Source organism: Marinobacter shunpengi (genome assembly GCF_045449695.1).
Taxonomy (GTDB): domain Bacteria; phylum Pseudomonadota; class Gammaproteobacteria; order Pseudomonadales; family Oleiphilaceae; genus Marinobacter.
This window is the reverse complement of the sequence record NZ_JBJJKZ010000005.1, coordinates 364,829-387,051: the sequence shown is the minus strand read 5'-3', so window position 1 is coordinate 387,051 and position 22,223 is coordinate 364,829. Positions and strand designations below refer to the sequence as shown.

Sequence of the window (22,223 nt, the reverse complement as noted above, 5' to 3'; positions counted from 1 at the left end):
CGACAACAAATTCCGACAAAAACAAGTAAGCGGAGAACCCAATGACCCAAACGACCCAACCACACCAGCAGGCCAACAACCTCTGGTCCTCCAGACTCGCCTTCATCCTGGCCGCCGCCGGCTCCGCTGTCGGCCTGGGCAACATCTGGAAATTCCCCTACATCACTGGCGAAAACGGCGGTGGCGCCTTCGTACTCATCTACCTGGCATGCATCTTCCTTATCGGTGTACCCGTACTCATCGCCGAAACCATGATCGGCCGTCGCGGCGGCCAGAGCCCCGTCGCCACCATGCGCACCCTCACCGAAACCGAAGGCACCGCCAGGGGCTGGCGCGCCATCGGCTGGAACGGCGTCATCGCCTCCTTCCTGGTGCTCTCCTTCTACGCCGTCATTGGCGGCTGGGCCCTGGTCTACATCGGCAAGGCCGCCGCCGGCCTCTTCACCGGTGCCGACGCCGAAGCCATCGGCGGCCAGTTCGGCGCCCTGCTCGCCAACCCCTGGGAACTGCTGCTGTGGCACGCCATATTCATGGCCGTCGTCATCTTCATCGTCGGCCGAGGCATCCGCTCCGGCCTGGAAAAAGCCGTCAACACCCTCATGCCGCTGCTGTTCATCCTGTTGATTGTCATGGTCTTCTACGCCATGAACAGCGGCAGTTTCGGCCAGGGCGTCAGTTTCATGTTCTCGCCGGACTTCAGCCGGCTCACCACCGCCGGTGTGCTCACCGCCCTGGGCCACGCTGCCTTCACCCTGAGCATCGGTATCGGCGTACTCATGGCCTACGGCTCCTACCTGCCAAAGAACGTCAACATCGCCCGCACCGCCATGACCATCGCCGTGCTGGACACCAGCGTCGCCCTGCTGGCTGGCCTGGCCATCTTCCCGCTGGTCTTCGCCAACGGCCTGGAACCCGGCGCCGGCCCAGGACTGATCTTCGTCACCCTGCCCCTGGCCTTCGGCCAGATGAGCGGTGGGGCACTCTTCGGCACCGTCTTCTTCGCCCTGCTGCTGGTGGCGGCCATCACCTCCGCCATCTCCATGCTGGAACCGGTGGTGGAATGGCTGGAAGAACACAAAGGCATCAGCCGGGCCAGGAGCGCCCTCGGCGGCGGGCTGGCCATCTGGTTTATCGGCATCGGGACCGTGTTGTCCTTCAACGTGTGGGAAGGCGTCCATCCGCTGGGCTTTATCGCCTTCTTCGAGGGCAAGACCGTATTCGACCTGCTGGACTTCCTGGTCTCCAATCTGATGATGCCCCTGGGCGGGCTGGCCATTGCACTGTTCGCCGGCTGGGCCATGAAACGGGAAGGACTGGCGGAGGATATCGGCCTGCAGGGCAGTGCCTACAAGGCCTTCATGGTCGTGCTGAAGTACCTGACCCCGGCGGGCATCGCCGTGGTGTTCCTGTATAACCTTATCGGGTGACGTAAAAAGGCCCTTTCCCAGGGGGAAGGGCCGACCTTTATACCTACGACGCTTGGACTTTCCGGTCGGGGCCCGCCGATTCCAGGTTTGCGGCGGAATCCCGGCCTTTTTTTACCAGCCTGTTACCGGGTCCCGGGCATCACTCATCTCCAGACAGAGTGAAGCCTTCACCGCCATTTCCATCATTAAGACTGATCATCCGCGTCTTGCTGATGCGGTGACGGTAGATCTCCCGCAGGTACTTGATGGCCTTCTTGACGTTGTCCCGGCTAAGCCGGATGTCGTTGATAGACACGAAATTGTTCTGGTCGTGGCACATCTCCCGGTACTTCTTCTCGTACATGGGTTTGATGGCATACCAGTTGGTATCCAGGATCTTGGCCGGATTCTCAAACTCATTGAGCATGCTGTCCACCAGCTCCTCGTCCAACTCCGGCGACCGGATAAAGTCCAGCATGGCCTCATCCAGACTGTCGTCGTAACGAGCGCTGTCATTGGCGAAGCAGCGCTTGATGTAGGCGACAATCAGGGTCAGGAAGTCGTCGCTCAGGCAGGGGCTCTTCACCACCAGGGTGGTCAGGGACAGGTTGGCGGAGGCTCCGATCACCAGCGCGTAGCGTTTCAGCGTGGTGTTGGGGAACAGCGCATTCAGGTGTGTCTTGAGGCGGTTCAGGTCCATGTAGGACAGCTTGTAGTCCTTCGGCAACGACACAATGGACACGATGGACGAGCAGTTCTTGAAGAAGTGCAGATCCTTGAGATGGCTGGCGTCGTAACCGGACTCCTTGTACTGCTTAAGCGCCTGGCGGTACCGGCCTGCCTCGATGGGCAGCAGGCTCACGCCCTCGATCGCCTCCGTGACCTTATTGAAGTGTGGCAGGTCGATGGAGCGGTAGAACAGGTCATCGATATCCAGCCGCGAGTCCTCGTTAATGCTGCGGAATTCCGTGGCATGGGCATCCGTGGGCACCACCGATTCCGCGTAGGCCACCGCCACCGGGCCGGCCAGACTCATGAACAGGTCGTTGGCATCCAGTCGGATGGTCTCGCCAATGTCCACACCGGCACGGCGGAAGTAATCCTCGTCGTAGTCGGTGGTCACCGCCTGTGCGGTGAGGATGTTGAAGATCTGCTGGGAGATGTACTGGTTGGCATACTTCTCCATGGCGTTGACGTCCACATCGCGGATCTTGCCCTCGTCCTGCTGTTCGGCATAACGCATGATGTCATTGGAAATCAGCATCATGGCGTTCCAGGGCCGGATGCGGTGCATCATGTCGGCATCGCGCGTCTGGTCCACGTCGAAGTTGTAGGAAAAGTCCCACTCCTCCGCCAGGTACTTGCACAGCAGGCGACCGGCGTTGATGTGCAACGCTTCCGACATCTCCACCCGGTTGTCCTGGATATTGGGCAGGATACAGATGCCACTGGTGAAGATGGGCTCGAACACGAAGGAATGGTCGCGGTTCTCCATCTCCCGGTCTTCCAGCTTCGGGTCGAAGGTTTTGCGCATGTAGGAATACTGCTGCGCCAGCCCGAACTCCGACGCCATGCCGGAACCGGTACCGCCACCGGCACTGAAGATGTAGAAATACAGCCGTGACTGGTTCGCCTTGATGCCACAGGAATCGATCAGGTAGGAATGGATGAACTTCCAGTCCTCATTGGAGAAATGGTCGGTATCCTTGTTCAGGATGATCCGCGCCAGATACTGCCCCAGGATCGGCGCATTACCGGCACCACCGGCATGGACCTCCGACAGGTCCATGATCTTCATCTTGTTGTAGTCCTCCAGGAACGTGCTCTCGTCGGCCCGCCGGGAGAAACGGATACGGCCCTCAATGTCCTTGTCCAGGTCCCCCAGCATCACCATAGGCTCAATCAGGAACACTGGCTTGACGCTGTTGGCCGGAGGCAGGTTCAGGCTCTGGCGGATCCACCGCAAGGGACCGATTTCCTTCTCCCGGCTACGACGTTCGTCATTGTCCAGTTCCTGCAGGTAGTAGGAACGGGCACTATGCACCAGCTCGGCCACATCCAGAGCGATATTGGAACCACAACGCCCCAGCCCGATCAGGCAGACTGACGGAAAGAACTGCTGTTTGCCTTCCTCTTTCTGGCTATCGGAAAACACCCGGGGGAAAACCGAATCCCTCAGGTGATCCAGATTGGCCAGGATCTGGTCGAGATCCCTCTCTGTGAAATACATGTATGGTTCCTGGAGTTCCGTGGACGACTTTTTGCCGGCCGTAGGGCGAGTAGGCTTCCGTGTCGGGCTGGCTACCCGGGTGTTGCCGCCGGCGCCCTTGCTGCGGGATCTGGAGGCGCCTGGCTTGCTGACCACCCTGGCATCGGAGGCCACACTGGTCGGCACGTCCTCAGCGGGCGCCGTCTTATCGTTGTTGTTGCTATCAGAAGGGTTTTGACTACTCATGACATTCTGCCCGTGGAGAATTGGTATACATTTCCTGAAATTAACCATAAAGGTATCAACACATCACAGAATAGCCAGCATAAATATGCTTATTCCGGCGTCAGGTTACAAATTTAAACACGGTGAAACAGCGGGATACGAAGACGGGCCCCAGGTTCCCCATCCCAGGCATCGAGCCACGGCTGCCCTTCTCTCCCGACAGAAACAGCGATACGTCGAAATGAATTTCGAGTCACAGTAAATCTCTCAAATACCCCCAAACTACCAATCCACTTAATATACATGACATTTATATATGCAGTTTTAACAAAAAATAAACTCGAAACCTGAATAAATAGAAATGCAAACCAAAAACCCTGAAAGCATAAATGTTAAGCAATTAATTAATCACCATTAACATTCCATTAAAATCCATTAAAAACAGAAATTTAAATTAATTTAACAAACACCGAACACCATACAAAAAAGGTGCCGCATGGCTGTGCACCGTTGAAATAACTGCCTTATTCCGGTGCAAACAGAATTATCTTTTATTTTTATATCTATCCTCGTGACATGTCTTTCGCCCCGTTTTTTCTTTTAGAATCCTAAGAACACACCAAGACAGTTTCCCCCGACTTTTATGGCCCGTTTAATGCAGGGCATATGCGTCCTTGTTCTGTTTGGTGACCCAGGGATATTCATGGAGGGATTTATGGGCAGTCAACAAAAGGAGCAAAAGGCGACTGTGCTTCCGCCAGCTTCCGGGACCACAGCCTCTATTCGCCTGCACCGCTCCAACATCCTGGCGTTCTTTCGCGCGTTCGACAGCCTGCTGGTTATCTTCGTGCTTTGGGGCGTGCTCCAGTTCTGGGATACCACCTGGAGCCATACCTATACCTGGCTGGGTGTACTGGCCATCATCGCCTTCGTGTTCTTCGCGGAGAGCAATGAGGTGTACCACCTCTGGCAGGGCTTCTCCACCCCGGCACTCGCCCACCGACTCATCCTGGCCTGGGCAGGTACCGCCGTGGTTCTGGGCACCTTCGCCGTGGCCATGGAGTTGATGGCCAGTATCAACATTCGCGCCGTGGCCCTGTGGCTTGCCCTCACCCCCGTCACCATCATCGCCTGCCACTGGCTGCGCCGGCTGGTGCTGACACGTTTCCGCCGACAATCCGCCCAGCGACGGGTGGGCATTGTCGGTGCCACATCACTCGGCCAGCGGGTCACCACCGCCATCCGGAACCTGCCCTGGATGGGCTATCAGATTGCCGGCTACTACGATGACCGGTTGCTGACCGAAGACCGCAGCCGACGCCTGGACAATGACCAGATCCAGGTTTCCGGCAACCTGGAGCAACTCAAGCAGGCGGCCCGGAACGGGGAACTCGATATGGTGTTCATTACCCTGCCCATGGCCGCGGAACGCCGTGTCCGTGAACTGGTGCACGACCTGGCCGATACCACAGTATCCGCCTACCTCATACCGGACGTGTTCAGCTTTGACCTGCTGCATTCCCGTCTGACCGGCATCCAGGGCATTCCGGCGGTCAGTATCTACGATTCACCACTGGCGGATCAGGCCTGGACCAAGCGCCTTTTCGACCTGGCTGCCAGCCTGGCGATCCTGGCCATCGTTGCCATTCCCATGCTGGCCATCGCCATCGGCGTCAAGCTTGATTCCCGGGGACCGGTGTTCTTCAAGCAGACCCGCTACGGTGTCCGGGGGGAGAAGATCAAGGTCTGGAAATTCCGGTCCATGAAAGTCTGTGAAGATGGTCCCGATGTTCCCCAGGCCAAACGGGGCGACCCCCGCATCACACCCTTCGGTGCCATGCTGAGGCGTACCTCCCTGGACGAGTTGCCCCAGCTCTTTAACGTGCTCGGTGGCAGCATGTCACTGATCGGCCCCCGTCCCCATGCGGTGGCACACAATGAGTTCTACCGCAGCCATATCCAGGGCTATATGCTTCGCCACAAGGTGAAACCCGGCATTACCGGGCTGGCCCAGGTCAACGGATTCCGGGGTGAAACCGAGACCATGGACAAAATGGTGGGCAGGATTGCCTATGACCTCGAGTACATCCGTAACTGGTCACTGTGGCTCGATATCAAGATCCTTTGGTGGACCGCCTTCCGGGGTTTCGTGGGCCAGCAGGCCTATTGAAGGGACATCCGCCCGGTCGACCTGAACCGCGCTCACCTCCCATGACACTTTCTTAACCGGATGGTGGCAAACCGTAATCCCGGACACGTGGCGGACGCTTTTCTTCGATACACGGATGGGGTAACTTGATTCGAGCGAAATCAGTATCCTGGCACAGCCCCACGTCCGGCGACAGACATCCAGCGGACCGATATTTCGCCAGGTAAAGGACTTTCCCATGGGTACACGGATGAATATGCCAATCCCCTTCCCTGCTCTCCCGACGGTAACCGCACCTTGCCTCGCGATTCTGGTGGCAGGTCTGGCGGCAATGGCCGCACCGGCAATGGCACAGGACGCCGAACGACCGGACAGATTCCAGTTCAATGCCGATCTCGGCCATACCCGCGACAGCAACTATGACCGCGTACCGGACAATGACCCGGAGCACATCACCACGGGAACTGCCGGCATCCGCCTGAACCAGACCCTCAGCCGGCAGCACTTCAACGCCAGGGCCGCCGTGACCCGGGACGAGTTCGGTGAACGGGACGAACTGGACACCACTACCTGGTCCGGCGGTGTCGGGTGGCAGGGCACTATCGGCAGCAAGCTGAAACCCTACCTGTCCTGGAACTACAGCGAAAACCTGGTGGATCGCGCCGAATTCGAGGGCAAGGATATCCTTACCGACGAGGTGATCAGCGGCGGGGTCGTGTATTCCCTGGGCCCCCACTGGAACATTCCTGTCAGGGCCCGGCGGCTTGAACAGGAGCACTCCAACGACAGCCAGACGGCCCTGGACTATATCGACGAGCAGGCCTCCATCGGGGTGATGTATACCAGTGACCGGAATTCCAGCGCTGGCCTCAACCTGATTGGCGGCCAACGGGAATACCCCAACCAGGACCGCGCTCGCCCGGGTGACATTCCCCAGGGCGACGACCTTGACTACGACTACACCACCGTGGAATTCGAGACCAACTGGATCGTCAGCCCCAAGACCCAGCTCGAGGGGCGCCTGGGGTTCTTCGAGCGGGACGGTGAAGCCAACGATGGCTCCGGGGGCTATGCACTGGTGGAAGGGCGCTGGAAACCCACCTACAAGACCAAACTGACCACCGGCATCCAGTATACCGAGCCGCCCATCGGCGAGCGCTCGAACAGCCCGTCCGAGATTGAACGCATCTATCTGGATGCCGAGTGGCAGGCCACTCCCAAGATCCTGTTGAGCACCGGCTACTCCTGGGCAAACAATGACTTCGAGGCGAACGCTCGCCGCGAGGCACGCACTGAACGGGTCCAGGTGCTGAATCCGTTGATTGCCCGTTACCAGATGACCGATGCCCTGGAGTTCTACTTCCGCAGTACCTGGGTTGACCGCAGCTCACCCGTGGATGACCGGGAGTTCGATGCCACCATCGTCAAGGTCGGGCTGGATCTCACGCTCTGAATTAATGGAGGGACGCCAGGCTAGGTCCGGTGTTCCCTGATACAGCGAACCAGAAAACGACCGATATCCACCGTATAGCGTCGGGCCAGCCTGCGGGGTTCCAGGCTCAGCCGGTAAAGCCACTCCAGCCGCATGCGACGAATGGTTTCCGGTGCCCGGGGCTTGTCCCCGGCCAGGAAGTCCAGCAGTGCCCCCACGCCAATGAACAGCCGGGCCTCCAGCCGGGGGGCATTTTCAAGTATCCAGGTTTCCTGGCGCGGATTGCCGGTCGCCACCAGTACGATATCGGCTCCCCCGGCATTCATCTCCGCCAACACGCGATCGTTGTCCGCCGACTCCTGGTAACCATCCAGAGCGCCGACAACAGCCACACCACGGGCCTCCAGCACCTGTGCTGCCTGACGGGCAACCCCCGGTTTCGCGCCCAGCAGGAATACCCGGGGTGCTTCCCCACCCTCACCACCTGCCTGGCGGCGTTCAACCAGGGCGTCCAGCAGCGCCGGCACAAAATCCGTTCCATTCAGGTTATCCGGATAACGTCGCCGGTGGATCAGCATGCTGGCGAGGTCCATCCCGACCCCGTCGTTCACCAGGATTACCTCGGGGGAAGTCAAGGCGGCCTTCAGGGCTGTGCACTGATTGACGAAGTTGGTGTTCACGAAGAACAACATCCGCCGCCGGCCCTGATCCAGGTCCCGGATCAGCTGAGCCTTGAGCTGGTCCGTGGTCAATGCCGCAACCGGGTAACCCGCCAGTGGCAACAGGGGGAACAAACCTGGCTTCTCGTAGGCAGTCATGGCGATATCCGGGTGTCATCGAATTCTGCAGGTGCCAGGATCCGGTCCGTCACCTCCGACCAGGTCAGGTGCTGGCGGGACGCCCCCCGGGGTGCCTTGAGGGCCTGGTTGATGGCCTGTTCCACCGAGACGCCGTCGCCGGGTTTGTAACCAAAACGGCTGGAGTAGCTCCCCACCACGGCATGGGGGCACACCGCCGGTACCCCGAAGAAATCATACTGGATCAGCTTCATCGAGGTGTCCGCAAGGTAGGCGGGTACCGCCTCCGAGCGGTACGGCGCAATACCGATGTCGGCATGACGGATATAGCGCACGGTGTCTTCATGGGGCATCTCGTCATACACCGTGACATTGGGACCATAGGACGGGTGGTGGGGCTGGCCACACCCGATAATGTGGAAATGCACATTAGGGAATCGGTGGGACGCCTCGGCAAAAAAGCCGGTATCAAACAGCATGGATCCCACCGACACGGCATTAAGCGCGTCCCGGTAGGGGGACGGCGCCTCGTCACCGGCCAGCTGGTGGTCGATACCATGGGGCACCAGGGCCAGATTGTCCTTGGATGGTATATGCTCCGCCAGCGTCCGGGACGGTATCCGGATGGTATCCATCTTTGGCGCCGCCCGGCGGAACGCCTCCTTCACGTAGTCCGCCACCTCGATGGTATCCAGATCGTCCGACGCGATGTAGATGGTCCTGGCCCGGGGATTGAGGCGTTTGGCCAGATCAAAGAACACCGGCGACACCCCGCTCTCGAAGACCACCACATCCGCTTCCGACAGCCAGCGCTTAAGCACCCGGCTGGCCAGCGCCACATAGCCCCGGAACATCCACTCCTCAAGCTTGCGCAGGTTCGGACGACGGGTGTTGAACGGGTGGATCGGCGTCTTCCAGAGATAGCATTCGACACCGTCAAGGGTTCCCACCCGGTTGGCCTCCCGGTCCAGGGACAACCTCGGATCCCCCGTGCGTCGGGACAACAGACTGTAACGCAGGGAGAAGAAGCGGGTCTCACCACGCCTGGCCAGTTCCCGGGCAATGAAGTGGATGTTCGCTTTCCTGGGAGAGCGATAGTCGTGTGCTGAAAGCACCAGATACCGCAGCCCGGCACCAATACGGCCTGGCCGGGACTGTCCCGGGGATTTCCTGCGGTCGGGTTGGCTGGGGGTATCGCCCGTACGCTGGACCGGTTTGCGTATCACGGATTCCATGACTTGGGTGTCCTTCCTGTTGTGTCAGTCTGTCGCCAGGTTTTCAGGGGGTTCGGGGCACTGGTCACTGCTCACATCGGCGCAGGACCAGTCCTGGAAGTAGTCTTCCAGGGTGGCCATCTGGGGCCTGTCCTGACCATTTTTAGGGTGCACGGTCAGGAAATAATCCCCCCACCAGGCACCGGCCGCCCAGTAGGCCCAGCCCCGCCAGATCACAGGGTTGTTGGTCAGCTCCAGGAGCCGCTCCAGGGACGCCAGGCACTCCTCACGGGCCGGCGAGCCGAATTCGCCCATGAACAGTTGCTGATCGTTCTCGTCCGCCCATTGGGAAATATTCCTGAACATGCTGTCGAAATGCTCCGGGGGCAGGCAATCATCCCTGGTGCCGGAATATCCCTGGTTCAGGTACTGGTGAACCTCCAGCACGCTACGATCCAGGGGGTCCTGGAAATCCTTGAACTCCGCCGCGTTGCTGCTGCCCGCGCTCTGCTTGAACCATTCATGCACACCGCTCCAGCGACCGCCGGATACCATGATGAGGTGGTCGATATCCTGCTGGCGCAGGGCGGTCACCGTGTCCTGGGCCACCACCGCCCAGTCGGGGAGATCCATGGTGTATGGCTCATTCATCAGCCCCAGAGCGACATGATCGGTGTCATCCAGTTCGGTGGCCAGACGTGACCAGACATCCACCAGGTCCTCGGTGGCCACCCTGTCTTCACCGATGATATCGCCTTCGTAGGCGCCATAGTTGTGGAGGTCAATCAGCAGGCACTGGCCGTTGTCGCGGGCATTGGCCACCGCCTTGCGTATCTGGTTCAGTTCCGCCCCGTCCAGCTCCCCCTGGAGTTCACGCTGGACCCGCTCCCACCGGATCGGAAGACGGATCATATTGGCCCCCTTGTCGGCAAAGTACTGGAAGTCCGACGGGGACGGATAGGTGTAGTCGGTGAACATCCTCCCCGGAATCTTGCTGCTGTTGAACTCGGCACCGGACAGGTTGACGCCCCGCAGGGGCGCGTCCTGAAGACATACCGCCGAGGCGGACGACACGCCCAGAACAGCGGTGACAAGCCCCAGTACCCAGGGCATCAAGGCACGGGTAGCAGACCTGGAAACAGCTTCAGGGGAAAAACGGTGGTGGATCATCGGGGTCCTCCCAGAGTGTCGTAGAGCTGAATGTACCGGTCCGCAATACGCGGCCAGCTGTACTGACGGGCAAAGGCCATAGCTCCGTCGCGACGCTCCTGATGAGCGACCTGTCCCTGCTCATGCAGGTGCTGCACATGGTCTGCCAGTGTCTCCGGCGCCGAGGCATCGGCACAGAGCCCGATACCGGAGGCTTCCTTCAACTTGCGGAACGGCGGAATGTCGCTGAGCACGGGGGTCAGCCCCGCGCTCATGGCCTCAATGGCGGCCAGGCCGAACCCTTCGTGCCGCGACAGGCAGAGGAAATAGGACGCCTGCCCCATCAGTTCCGACAGCCTCTGGTCGGAGGGGCTGGCTTCGAGCGTCACCGCGCCATCCCCGAGATTCCGGCGGCGGACTTCCCGGTCCAGGGATTCCAGGCTGAAATCATACTCCCGGCCAGCGATGATCAGATGCCAGCGACCATCCTGCTCCCGGAGCACCCGGATCAGGTCCAGGGCTTCCAGGAGCCCCTTGTTGGATGACCAGCGACCGAAGTAGATCAGGGTCCGGTTGATTTCCTCGCGACCCCGGCCCGCATACTTGTCGGTATTCACCCCATTCTCGATAACCTCCAACCGGCCGTCGGGAACAATGTCACGAAACCGGTTCCCGTCGTTCTCACTGGTCGCCACAACCCGGTCGTAGGCGCGGGACGAGGCCCGGGTAATGGTGCGGAACCAGATCTCCTTCAGCCGGCTGGCAAACTCGGTGTGGAAAAAACCACCGTGGGTGGATACCAGCAGGGGGCGCCGATGGACCAGACGGGTGGCAGCCAGGTAGTCAAAGAAGAAGTCCACGCCATGGACATGCACCACATCGGCCCGGTTGATCTCCCGCAGCACCGACGGGCACAACGGATAGCGGCTGGAGCCCCGGTAGGGTAGCCGCGTTACCGGCACGCCATCCACGATATCGGCGGGTTCAAGCAATTCACCGGAATTCCGGAACAGGCGGTTCAGGGTGACCACCGATGCGGTCTGTCGACCCGTGGCGCGCTGGCTGGAGGCGATGTTCCTCACCACATCCTCCATGCCGCCCACCGAGGGGTAGTATTGCCGGATCACGTGCACCACGTGCAGGCTCATGCGTCTGCCTCCTTGCGATAAGCCGTAAAGCCACCCCAGCCGGTCCACCCGGCCCGCAGGTGCCGGGGAACCGGCAAACGGAAGGGATCGGCCAGGACAGCACCAAACAGGAACCAGAGCAGCGCGGACGTCTTCATGGCGAACAGGGACGTACCACTGACAGTCAGGATCAGGGAGATATAGATGGCCGCGAAGCACCTGAAACGGGCGGCCCGTTCGTCCGGCACCGGCATCATCCAGATGGTCAGCCAGAAGCCCAGCACCAGCACAATGCCAAAACTGGACAGCAGGTGGGCATAACCCTGGTCAGGGAACCAGGCGTTACCATCCGCGCCCATCAACATTGCGGCATCAAAACTCATCAACCCCCAGGCACTGGCCACCAGACGTCCGACAAAGGTGTCGCTGTAGCCGATGTCACTGAACGAGCCCAGGGCCACCAGCGCTGCCATAATGAGAAAAGGCATGGCGGCAGGCAGATAGAGCATCCAGCCCCGGAAAACCAGCCGTACGAACACCAGCAGGCTCACTGACAGCAGCGCAAAGCGGGAATCCGCCATCACCATCATGACGACACCAGCGCCCAGGAAGAGCCACGTCAGGGCGCGTTCATCGCGGCCCTTGCTGAGCCCCCAGGCGGCCACCAGGGTGGCAAAGTTACCCAGGGACACGGGCTCCAGGAAAACCGACGACACGCGGTGATTGTCCAGTAACCATGGCAATAATGTCCGCCCCATGTCCTCGGGGCGGATGCCGTTCATCTGCAACCGACTGTCCCGCTCGTATTCGGTGATGGGCTGCAGGCTGCCGATGTTGACGTAGTAGCCGAAGATATCCAGTGTCTCCGTGAAACTATCCAGGGCAAACAGTTCGTAAAAGCCCACCACCAGCACCACAGCGACAGTGATCTTCAGTATCCGATCCGCCAGCCGGACATCCCCCAGGTTCCTGCCCAGCCAGAAGAACCAGATCGGAATCAGCACATCCCGGAAACCCTTGACGTCCAACCCTCCCCGGAACAGGGCCAGGAGACACAGCATGGCCCCGGTCAGCGAGGCCAGGATAACCACACCCGGCAGCAAACGGGGCAGCAGCAACGGCAGGCAGGCCAGCATCAGCATGGCTTCCGCCAGCCCCACCAGGGGCCGGGACGCCGGGAATACATGAGTATTGACCAGACACAACACCACCTGATAGCAGACGGCGCCGATCACAATGGCCATGCCAAGTGGCCTCAGCATCACATGTTGAGCCGGATACTCTGCTGGCATGACGTTCCCTGCCTGGGGCGCACGCGTTCCTGCACTGCCCCGTATGAGTGATCCCGGCTACAACACGGCTTCCGGGCGTGAAGCATTGGGGAGACTCCCCCTAGTGCGAAAGTGCCACCCCGGTAACGGCCACCCCCAGTTCCCTCAACCGATGGGAGGCCTTATCCAGTGCCTTCAGGGGGGTGTGATTCTCCCGGGCAACCATCAACGCGGCACCGGAGCGGGCCGCCACCAGCTGGGCATCAAGGTTGCCATTCAGCGCGGGGGTATTGATCAGCACGGCATCGAACTTGGCCCCGAGCTGAGTCATCAGCGTCTGGTAGCGCTTGTGCGCCAGCAGTTCCTGGGGGTTGGGTGCCACCGTGCCGCCGTTGAGGAGCCATAGGGAATCCAATGGTGGGCAATGCCGGGGAATAGCCGATGAGCGACCGGCCAGGGCGTCGGACAACCCTCTCAGGTTAGGCAGCCCGAACCACTCATGAAGCGACGGATCCCTCAGGTTGCCATCAATCAGCAGGGTACGGGCGCCAGTCTGGGCGATCACTACGGCCAGATTGGTGGCCAGGTCCCGGATACCGGCCTCCCCATCCACGCCGACCACCGCCAGCACCTTGTTCTCCGGCTGGTTGAAGAAGCGCAGCATCAGTTCGCTGCGCAGGCTGCGAAGCGCCTCCACCCGGGGATGGGTGGGCTGGTAGGCCGCAATCACCCGGGGGTGGAGGCTGACCTCACTGGCGGGACGGGCAACCACCGGATAGGCGAACTGTTCGGCGAGTACCGCCTTGACGTCTTCGGCCGTTACCAGGCCGAGGGATTGGGCGGCCTCGCCAAAGCGAATACCCTTCTGTTTCTGCAGGCCCAGGATGCGGTCCAGGTCGTCACCATGGATCAACCCCTTCTGGACCATCAGCCGGCCCATCAGGTCAGTCTGGTTCGGAATGTGCGAGCCATCCCGGAACAGCGGAAGCGCGACTTCAGTCATACCGTCTGGGCCTCTCTTTGGCGATAGGTGCCGGCGGTGTCAGGTAAATAGGCCAGTACCGGGATACCAAGGGTTTCCTCGATATCCGACCGGCTTCTCACCCGGCGGTTGCCAAGCTCCAGCAACAGCGACAGGGCCACCCCGAGCATGAAGCCCAGCGCGGTGGCAATCACCAGGTTCAGTTTCAGGTTCGGCGAGGTCGGCAACGAGGGTGGAATGGCCTCGTTGAGCACCGTCACGCTGGTTTCCGCCAGCCGGCTCTCCAGGGTGTTGGCCTGGGCCCGACCGGAGGCGGAGTTATAGGCATCCTGGGCCATCTGTACTTCCTGCTGCAGCAGTTCCAGTTCGTCACGTTTGGCCTTCAGAGCCAGTACACGCGCTTTCTGGTCATCAAATGACTGCCGCAGTTCCTTCAACCGGCTCTGGGAAACATCGGCGGTGGACTCCAGGCTTTCCGCGGCAATGCTCCGTTCCCTGGCCAGGCTTCCCCGCAGGGCCTGCACTTCGGAGCGCTGGCGACGGTATTCCGGGTGACGCTCACCGTAGCGGGTGGACATGTCTTCCAGTTCCGCCTCGGCCCTGGCCAGTTCCGAACGCAGGTTCTGGATGGCCGCATTGTTGGGAATGGCCGAGGCTTCATTGCCCTCACCCTGGCGCAACAGGTCCTGGGTGCTCTGGTCCTGGGCCTCCACCAGTCTGGAGGACAGGTCCGACAGGCGGGCCGTTTCCAGGTCAAGCTGCTCATTCAGCCCGACAATGCCATGTTCCTGCTGGAAGCCGGACAATTTGCCACGGGCCTCCCGCAGGTTATTGCGGAGCAGTTCCATCTGGTTCTGGTACCACACGGAGAAACGGCGAGCCGGGTCGGTACGCAGCTCAATGCTGGTGTCGATGTAGGCGGCTGCCAGGCTGTTCAGCGCCCCGGCCGCCACTTCCGGGTCCTCCGCCGTCATGGTGATCGCCATCACGCTGCTGTTCTTGCCGGGTTCAACCGTCACGTTCCTGCGGACATAACCGGACAACCACCCCGCCGGGTCAACTCTGCCCTCTGGCTGCACCTCCGCGGCCCGCTCATCCACCAGCGCGCGGATATCGTCAGGCAGGTATTCGTAGACACGCTCCGCCACCCGCCGGCTGCGGATGATTTCCGATTGCGTGGACATGTAACCGGATCGGGCGGAAACCGACTCGCCGGTCACCCGGTCCTGTACATTGCCCTCCATGATCAGTTCGGTGGACGCCGTGTACTTGCGCGGCATGAACATGGTGACCACCGCCATGGCAGCGATGCAGACCACCACCAGGGCGGCGGTGATCCACCATCGGGCCAACAGGATTCGCAACAGACTGCTCAGGCTCATGCCTCTCTCCCTGGAAGCGGTTTCAGAACAGGCTTTCCTTGACGAACAGGACATCACCATCGCGGATCGGATCAGACAGATCCACATCCAGGGTCTTGACGGTACCGTCGGATTGCTTGCGATAGAGAACCACACCGTTGGTATTGGCGCGGGGGTTGAAGCCGCCACTGACGGACAGCGCCTGCATGACGTTCAGGGGGCGATCCAGGGTGTATGTGCCGGGCTTCTGGACCTGACCATGAATATAGAACTGCTCCGCCTTGGGCACGAACAGCGTATCGCCCTTGTGCACCATCACCGGTGGCTGACTGCCGGCCTTGCGGTCCAGCAGTTCGTTAAGGAAATACTCCTGGCGGATCTGGGTGCCATCCGAGCCTTCCCGGATTAACACCAGCCGCTCACCACCGCCGCTCTTGATGCCACCTGCCAGGGCCAGGATCTCCGTCAACGAGGTATTCCCCCGGAGGGCGATCTTGCCCGGCTGGTTGACATGCCCCAGCACCGATACGGTGTTACTTCGATACTCCTCCACCACCACATTGACATTGGCATTGCGGAGGTAGCCTTCGTTCTCCAGTCGCGATTCCAGTAGTCGGCTGACCGATGGCGGGGTCATGCCCTCAACGTTCACGCGACCAATCAACGCCATGGTGATAGTGCCATCCGCCGCCACTTCCGTGGTGGTGCTCATGTCATCCTGACCAAATACGGAAATGCTGACCCGGTCACCGATCCCCAGTTCATAGGCATCCTGCGCATTGGCCGACATGGTGGTCAGCAGCATTAATGCCAGTACCAGAATCGATCTCCGGAAAGTAATGCTCTTTATCATCCCAATCCATCCCTTGTTGGAGCATCAGCATGTCAGGTACGCCGGGTGGCGAAACCTGAACGGTTCCATGCAATTGCTGGGCCTTTGGGAACAAGGCCCGGGTAAGCATTCGAAACACGGTCTGTAAGGGCCCTTAAGCACCCCCTACGCAACCTATTATGCGCACCTCTTCACGGCATCATCAACGTGTCGCGGTCGTGGATAGGTGGAATTCAGGGTATCGTAACTATCAGAATTATCGACACTTTCCAGTTTAGCGACAGAACATGACAGGCATGTTATGAGATCTTCATCACATGGAACCTGCCGGGAGGACACAAGGCGGGAAAAACACTGTGATTTTCGGGGGGCAGGAGGAACGGCCCCGGCGACAACCGGGGCATCACGGGGATCAATGGTCTGAATGGTCCACGGCTGGTTCCGCGTCCTGATGGTCCACATGCAGCCAGACCTCGATGGGCTCAAGCCCATCAAATGTCAGGGTCAGGGGGATTTTATCACCGGGCTCCAGGGGCGCCTCGAGCTGCTCCAGCATCAAGTGATAGCTGTGCGGCTTCAGGGCGACGGTTTCTCCTGCTGGAATGGTCAGCCCCGAGGTCAGCGGGCGCATTTTCATCAGGCCGTCCTGACTGACGGTTTCATGGATGGAGACATTCGCTGCGACCGGCGTTTCACCGGCGACCAGAACAACGGGGTCCTCTCCATGGTTGTGGATGGTCATATACCCTACGCCCATCGGTGTTCCGGGAGGTGTTGGGCGGGACCAGGGATGGTCGATCACGAGGTCACCGTGGCTATAGTCGTGGGCCATGGTGGCGGCGGGGATAGCCAGCAACCCCAGTGTCAAAGTCAGCGCTCTTGGCAACATCAGGTTGTCCCTTATGAGTATCGGGGGTATTCAGAGAGTGTTGTTTACTGTGCCCAGTCTTCCTCCAGGACCCGCCAAAAACAAGCCTTAAGGGTGCGATAAATTGCCGCGTGCCCGGAAATGCCGGTGCAGGAACGGCCTGAACCGGTCCATGGTCGGCCCCTCCTGCCCTACATCAGGCCAAATGCCTCCCCGAAACCCCACCAGGCCACCCTCCTGCCCGGCAGTGCCAGCAAATGGCTCAAGCAGGCCCTGATCCGCACTGATCAGGTGCACGGGGACGTCGCGACTCGCCCTCTCGCCGGTTACCAGCGGTGCCGGTTGATGGTCGCCCATGATCACCAGCAGTGTCCGGTCGTTCATGCGGTTTTCGAGGTAACCGGCAATCACGTCGATACTGTACGAGATCGCCCGGGCATAGTGCTGCCTGACCCGGTCCGGGTCCTGCCAGAGGGAGGCCGGCGCTTCCCCGGCCTGACGCCAGGGTTCGAACACCTCGCCCCGGCCGATGGACTGCCAGTCCTCCAGTACCGGCAATACCGGCACCCAGGGTGCATGGCTGCTGATCAGCGACAGCTCCGCGAAAACCGGCCCACCGGAGTCCCCCAGGACCACATCGTGCATCCTCGACCAGGTGTACTGGTCCGGCATGGTCACCCAGTTCAGGTTGGGGCCCAGGTAGCCCATGCTGTCCGCATCCAGTATACGGTCGTACCCCAGAGCCCGCCCCTCCGGCCAGGCCAGGGTGATGGCGGGCATTACGGCAACGGATTCATGCCCGGTGCGCCGGAAATCATCGATCAGGGTGGCGCTGCCACTGGCCAGCAGCGCATCGTAGTCCTGCTGGCTATCGATCCACAGCCCGCTGAGCAGCGTTCCGTGGGCCAGCCACGACTGCCCGCCCTGTACCGGTGACCGCAGGCGGCCGGACACCACATGGAATCCGCGTTCTTCCGCCACCTGCCCCAACCGCTCCAGGGAGGCGGCCACGGTCGGCCGGTAACGATCATCCATCAGCGCGGACACACCATAGGATTCCACGAACGCCAGCACCACCGTGGTGCTGGACAGTCCCTCCAGGGCCACGCCATCCATTGCCGACATATCCCGGCGCAGGGACAACTGCTCCCGGAATTGCCGACTGGCCTGCCGTGCATCCATTACGTGATCTGCCTGGGAGGCTCCGATCCTGATGGCTGTGGCACCCACCAACGGTACCGGAACCACCAGGCCCGCCATGACCACCAGGGTCAGGCCCAGAGCCAGGGGACGGCGGGCCACCTGCGGCCCCAGCTCACCGATACCCAGCAGCAGGCGCGACACCAGCGCTGCCAGGGCCAGGCACAGCAGCAGGCCCAGGGCGCACACCATGACGGTACCCGGTATGCCGAGGTTGGACACCAGCAAATCCACGCTGGCCCGGATAATAGACACATCGAGATACAGGTTCAGAGGGCGCCCGAGACTCATCCTGACCAGGCCGTCCAGCATGACGAACAGGGCCGACACACCGTAGAGCAGGCCCACACCCCGGGCCAGTCCGAGACGCAGCCACCGGTCGGGCAACCACAGGAACAACCCCGCCAGCACCAGGGTTTCCGCGGCAATCCAGGGCAGGCTGGCATCGCCCGGTACCATCAGGGCCACCAGGAACGCATTCAGCAGGAAAGTCAGAAAGGCCAGACGCGCCATACTATCGGTACCGGAGAAAACAAAGCATTGACGACCACTCACGTCCGTTCCACGTCGCGCACATTCGCGAGTGTGCTATCTGACTTTACTGTGTCGCCTGCGTCCATGGATGTCTTATCCACATGAAAATCCTGTTAGACCTCGGGATTTGCCGATTGCGTCATGGCCATGGGAAATGAAATGATTGTTATCATTAGGAGTCAAACAACCTACAGGTATCCCCATGTCCAGACAGGTTCCCCAAGTCGACCCGGACGGGTTGCTCGAGTACTCGGTGGTCTTCAACGACCGTTCCCTGAACCACATGTCGGCGCTTTTCCAGCAGGTGATGCGCGACATCTCCGCCACCCTCAAGCGAACCTACCGGGCCGAGGCCGCGGTGGTTGTACCGGGCGGCGGCAGCTTCGGCATGGAAGCGGTGGCACGCCAGTTTGCCCATGACCGGCATTGCCTGGTGATCCGTAACGGCTGGTTCAGTTACCGGTGGAGCCAGATCTTTGACATGGGCAAGATCCCCTCCCGGGAAACCGTCCTTAAGGCCCGACCCGTGGCCGGCGGTCACCAGGCTGCCTATGCCCCGCCTCCCATTGACCAGGTGGTGGACACCATCCTGTCGGAGAAGCCGGAGGTGGTGTTCGCGCCCCACGTGGAAACCGCCTCGGGCATGGTGCTGCCGGACGACTACCTGGCGGCCATCGGTGACGCCGTGGCCCGGGTGGGTGGCCTGTTCGTACTGGACTGCGTGGCCTCCGGCGCGCTCTGGGTGGACATGTCGGCCTGTGGCGTGGATGTGCTGATCAGCGCCCCGCAGAAAGGCTGGAGCGCCTCCCCCTGCGCGGCCCTGATTGCCTTGAGCCCGAAGGCCCTGGAGCGCATTGAACAGACCACCAGCAGCAGTTTCGCCGCCGACCTGAAGAAATGGCTGAACATCATGCGGGCCTATGAGGACGGTGGACATGCCTACCATGCCACCATGCCCACTGACACCCTGGCCACCCTGAGGGATGCCATGATGGAAACCGAACGGGCCGGGCTGGAAGTGCTGAAGGAGCGCCAGTGGACGCTGGGCAACCGGGTCCGGCAACTGTTCGCAGAGGCAGGCTTCAACAGTGTCGCGGCGGAAGGGTTCGAAGCCCCCGGCGTGGTGGTGCTGCACACCGACAATATCGATATCCACAACACCAGCCTGTTCCGGCAACAGGGCCTGCAGACCGCCGCCGGGGTGCCCCTGATGTGCGACGAGCCGGACAGCTTCCGCAGTTTCCGCATCGGCCTGTTCGGACTGGAAAAGCTCAACCACCTGGACCGGACCGTGGATAACCTGCGCCAGGCCCTGGCCACCATCCGGGCTCAGGAAGCCTGAAGGTCACGGTAAGGGGTTAAGGCATCCGCCCGGTGCGCTCCAGCCGCCGGTTGACCATCCAGTGGTAGATCCGTGCCAGCAATGGCCGGATCACCGGCAGGCCCATCACCCAGGCCAGTGGCTTCAACAACCTGACCCGGGACATCAGCAGGATATAGGCATCCATCTCCCGATGGATGTGCCCCTGGCCATCCTCCACGTGCAGTTCCTTGAGGGCCGCCTGTGGCTCGATACCGACGGACCGTAACGCCTCGTCACGACCAGTGATATCCACCCATTCAACGTTGTTGCCGGCATCCCCGGCCAGCTTCTCGTACTGTTCCCGGTCCCGGATGCAACTGGGACAGGAACCGTCGTAGTACACGCGAAGTCTGTCACTGGAATCGACCATGGTGTCTCCTCCATCCGGTGACGTGTCTCTTTACCCTAACACCCCGGGCCCGTTGTGTGGGCCTGCCGCAGGGGAAAATACGCCAGTACCTGATAGTGTGAGCCACCGTCCCCGGTCTGGCTCAGGAACAGGCTGACCCGATCCACCAGGAACCCCGGCGCTGCGGCCTCGCGATAGTCCAGGAGGAAGGCGTCCACGGGCCCTCCCGCCCGCCGGCCAAACCGGGCCAGAGTGATGTGGGGCGTGAACGGGCGAACCTCCACCGGCAGCCCGGCATCGCGGATCCTGCCGGTGACCTCCTGGTGTAGCGCCTTCACCGGTTCCTCCGGATCGACCCCAGCCCACAGGGTCCGGGGTCGCGGTGAGGGGCCGAAACAACCTACCGACACCGGCTGCAGCTCGAAGGCGTCACTGTCCAGGTCCGCCATGGCCCGGAAGACCACCGGCACCCGGTCAGGGGCCAGCTGACCCAGGAAACAAAGGGTCAGGTGGAGCTGATCCCGGCGCTGCCAGCGGGCGCCGGAAATATCGGCTTTCCAGTCCAGCATCCGGTCCTTGACCGGCTCGGGCAATTCCAGCCCCAGGAAGAGTCTGGGCATCGGGGAAACTCCTCAGGATCGACGCCGCGGTGGGAACCACCACCAGCTTGCCACCACCAGCAGACCAAACCCTGTATAAAGCACAATAAACACCCAGGCCGGTGCATCGTAGTACAGAAACTGCTGCAGCCAGTGTTCGATAAAACTCCCATCGTAGCCAACCTGGCCGGCCTGGCGTCGCAACCACATTTCCAGGGTGGTAAGCGGGCAGATCACCCCGAGCCACGCCTGGAGCACCACCACTCCGATCGCCACCAGGTGCGCCAGCCGGAACCACAGGTGATTGACCCAGCGCCACCCCAGGCCGTTGCCCAGGAACACCAGCACCAGCCCCAGGACCACGAACAGCACCACCCCCACGTGGAGGGCCAGCACCGCGTCCGCCAGCCATTGCCAGATCATCGCCGAACTGCTCCGGGGTTAGCGGTGGTCATGGGGTACCTCCCAGGGAGACTCTGAATATCCCTATGGCCTATTTCCGGAAGAACCGTGGATTACGTTCGACAAACTCACCAATCCATCGCTCCAGGAAGGACGCCTTCTGCGGATTTTTCAGGTATCGCCAGCCCAACACGCTGATGACCAGTGCCCCCAGGGCATCGACGATCAGGTCCCACATGGTATCGGTGAGCCCCGACGGATCCCCCAGCATCGGTTTCTGCATGGTCGTACCCAAGACCTGGTCCATGGTGAACTCGAAGATCTCCCACAACGCCCCGACCCCCAGGGCAAAGAGGAACGCGAAGAAGGCAACAAATCCCGGTTTCATGTGCAACTGGACCCGCTCCACCTCGTTCAGCACATGCACCAGCAGGAACCCCAGTATACCCAGCAGGAAACCAGAGGAGGTGTGCAACACAATGTCCCACCACCAGAAACGGTTGTAATAGTCCCAAACCTCCCCCAGGAACAGGGAGGCGAACACAAAGGCAATGGCCAGCAACTGCATTTCCGGTGGAATGTGAATCCTGAAACGTCGTTCCAGCAGCACCGGCAGGAAGGTGACCAGGATGATCAGCGAGGTAAAGAAGCCTGTGGACCAGCGGTGGGCCCACAGCGCCACCAGCACCTCGACAAACAGCACGCATTGCAGCACAAAGGTAATGCGCTGATGGGTTACCCGTATACGCATCGG

Annotated in this window: 19 protein-coding genes; 4 read left to right on the top strand and 15 right to left on the bottom strand. The window is 60.9% G+C overall.

Features of this window, described 5'->3' with window-relative positions:
• Positions 1-41 precede the first annotated feature (41 nt).
• On the top strand, positions 42-1,427 hold the full coding sequence (locus ACJO2E_RS03740; RefSeq protein ID WP_406961967.1) for a sodium-dependent transporter: 1,386 nt from the start codon (positions 42-44) through the stop codon (positions 1,425-1,427).
• 139 nt (positions 1,428-1,566) lie between these two features.
• Here the strand turns inward: ACJO2E_RS03740 and ACJO2E_RS03735 are convergent, their stop codons facing one another.
• Positions 1,567-3,636 (bottom strand): hypothetical protein, encoded by a 2,070-nt coding sequence (locus tag ACJO2E_RS03735; protein ID WP_406961965.1) that lies wholly within the window; start codon positions 3,634-3,636, stop codon positions 1,567-1,569.
• 919 nt (positions 3,637-4,555) lie between these two features.
• Here ACJO2E_RS03735 and ACJO2E_RS03730 point away from each other — a divergent pair.
• Together ACJO2E_RS03730 and ACJO2E_RS03725 are read left to right on the top strand one after the other, a co-directional pair.
• On the top strand, positions 4,556-6,010 hold the full coding sequence (locus tag ACJO2E_RS03730; RefSeq protein ID WP_406961963.1) for an undecaprenyl-phosphate glucose phosphotransferase: 1,455 nt from the start codon (positions 4,556-4,558) through the stop codon (positions 6,008-6,010).
• Positions 6,011-6,320: 310 nt separating this feature from the next.
• Entirely contained in the window at positions 6,321-7,442 is a 1,122-nt protein-coding gene (locus ACJO2E_RS03725) for a porin family protein (RefSeq protein ID WP_406961961.1), read from the top strand.
• Positions 7,443-7,462: 20 nt separating this feature from the next.
• Here the strand turns inward: ACJO2E_RS03725 and ACJO2E_RS03720 are convergent, their stop codons facing one another.
• The 10 genes from ACJO2E_RS03720 to ACJO2E_RS03675 all read right to left on the bottom strand — a co-directional run bounded on the left by ACJO2E_RS03720 (position 7,463) and on the right by ACJO2E_RS03675 (position 18,735).
• Positions 7,463-8,239 carry a WecB/TagA/CpsF family glycosyltransferase gene (locus tag ACJO2E_RS03720; RefSeq protein WP_406961959.1) on the bottom strand — a complete coding sequence of 259 codons (777 nt, stop codon included), beginning with the start codon at positions 8,237-8,239 and terminating at the stop codon, positions 7,463-7,465.
• Positions 8,236-9,453, bottom strand: coding sequence for a GumK N-terminal domain-containing glycosyltransferase (locus ACJO2E_RS03715; protein WP_406961957.1), 1,218 nt, complete (start codon positions 9,451-9,453; stop codon positions 8,236-8,238). Before ACJO2E_RS03715 ends, ACJO2E_RS03720 begins: the two co-directional genes overlap by 4 nt.
• A gap of 24 nt (positions 9,454-9,477) precedes the next feature.
• Positions 9,478-10,602 (bottom strand): glycoside hydrolase family 5 protein, encoded by a 1,125-nt coding sequence (locus ACJO2E_RS03710; protein WP_406961955.1) that lies wholly within the window; start codon positions 10,600-10,602, stop codon positions 9,478-9,480.
• The gene (locus ACJO2E_RS03705; RefSeq protein ID WP_406961953.1) at positions 10,599-11,729 is read right to left on the bottom strand and encodes a glycosyltransferase family 4 protein; all 1,131 of its coding nucleotides are present in this window, start codon (positions 11,727-11,729) and stop codon (positions 10,599-10,601) included. Before ACJO2E_RS03705 ends, ACJO2E_RS03710 begins: the two co-directional genes overlap by 4 nt.
• On the bottom strand, positions 11,726-12,970 hold the full coding sequence (locus ACJO2E_RS03700) for a polysaccharide biosynthesis protein GumE (RefSeq protein ID WP_406961951.1): 1,245 nt from the start codon (positions 12,968-12,970) through the stop codon (positions 11,726-11,728). Before ACJO2E_RS03700 ends, ACJO2E_RS03705 begins: the two co-directional genes overlap by 4 nt.
• A 130-nt stretch (positions 12,971-13,100) precedes the next feature.
• Positions 13,101-13,982 (bottom strand): CpsD/CapB family tyrosine-protein kinase, encoded by an 882-nt coding sequence (locus tag ACJO2E_RS03695; RefSeq protein WP_406961949.1) that lies wholly within the window; start codon positions 13,980-13,982, stop codon positions 13,101-13,103.
• Positions 13,979-15,343 carry a Wzz/FepE/Etk N-terminal domain-containing protein gene (locus ACJO2E_RS03690; RefSeq protein WP_406961948.1) on the bottom strand — a complete coding sequence of 455 codons (1,365 nt, stop codon included), beginning with the start codon at positions 15,341-15,343 and terminating at the stop codon, positions 13,979-13,981. The genes ACJO2E_RS03695 and ACJO2E_RS03690 overlap by 4 nt, the downstream gene beginning before the upstream one ends.
• Before the next feature lie 22 nt (positions 15,344-15,365).
• The gene (locus ACJO2E_RS03685; RefSeq protein WP_406961947.1) at positions 15,366-16,175 is read right to left on the bottom strand and encodes a polysaccharide biosynthesis/export family protein; all 810 of its coding nucleotides are present in this window, start codon (positions 16,173-16,175) and stop codon (positions 15,366-15,368) included.
• Positions 16,176-16,566: 391 nt separating this feature from the next.
• Complete coding sequence (locus ACJO2E_RS03680) at positions 16,567-17,043, bottom strand: copper chaperone PCu(A)C (RefSeq protein WP_406961945.1); 477 nt, start codon at positions 17,041-17,043, stop codon at positions 16,567-16,569.
• Between the two features lie 87 nt (positions 17,044-17,130).
• A complete protein-coding gene (locus ACJO2E_RS03675) occupies positions 17,131-18,735 on the bottom strand; it encodes an alkaline phosphatase family protein (RefSeq protein WP_406961943.1) in 1,605 nt (534 codons plus the stop codon).
• Positions 18,736-18,958: 223 nt separating this feature from the next.
• Between ACJO2E_RS03675 and ACJO2E_RS03670 the strand changes: the two genes are divergently transcribed.
• On the top strand, positions 18,959-20,098 hold the full coding sequence (locus tag ACJO2E_RS03670; RefSeq protein WP_406961941.1) for an aminotransferase class V-fold PLP-dependent enzyme: 1,140 nt from the start codon (positions 18,959-18,961) through the stop codon (positions 20,096-20,098).
• A gap of 16 nt (positions 20,099-20,114) precedes the next feature.
• On the opposite strand, the gene ACJO2E_RS03665 is transcribed toward ACJO2E_RS03670, so the two are convergent.
• The 4 genes from ACJO2E_RS03665 to ACJO2E_RS03650 all read right to left on the bottom strand — a co-directional run bounded on the left by ACJO2E_RS03665 (position 20,115) and on the right by ACJO2E_RS03650 (position 22,220).
• Positions 20,115-20,489: a thiol-disulfide oxidoreductase DCC family protein gene (locus tag ACJO2E_RS03665; RefSeq protein ID WP_406961939.1), complete on the bottom strand. Its 375-nt coding sequence runs from the start codon at positions 20,487-20,489 to the stop codon at positions 20,115-20,117.
• Between the two features lie 35 nt (positions 20,490-20,524).
• On the bottom strand, positions 20,525-21,088 hold the full coding sequence (gene thpR / locus ACJO2E_RS03660) for an RNA 2',3'-cyclic phosphodiesterase (protein ID WP_406961937.1): 564 nt from the start codon (positions 21,086-21,088) through the stop codon (positions 20,525-20,527).
• 12 nt (positions 21,089-21,100) lie between these two features.
• On the bottom strand, positions 21,101-21,490 hold the full coding sequence (locus ACJO2E_RS03655; protein WP_406961936.1) for a DUF2784 domain-containing protein: 390 nt from the start codon (positions 21,488-21,490) through the stop codon (positions 21,101-21,103).
• 70 nt (positions 21,491-21,560) lie between these two features.
• Complete coding sequence (locus tag ACJO2E_RS03650) at positions 21,561-22,220, bottom strand: DUF2238 domain-containing protein (RefSeq protein ID WP_406961935.1); 660 nt, start codon at positions 22,218-22,220, stop codon at positions 21,561-21,563.
• Positions 22,221-22,223: the final 3 nt, after the last annotated feature.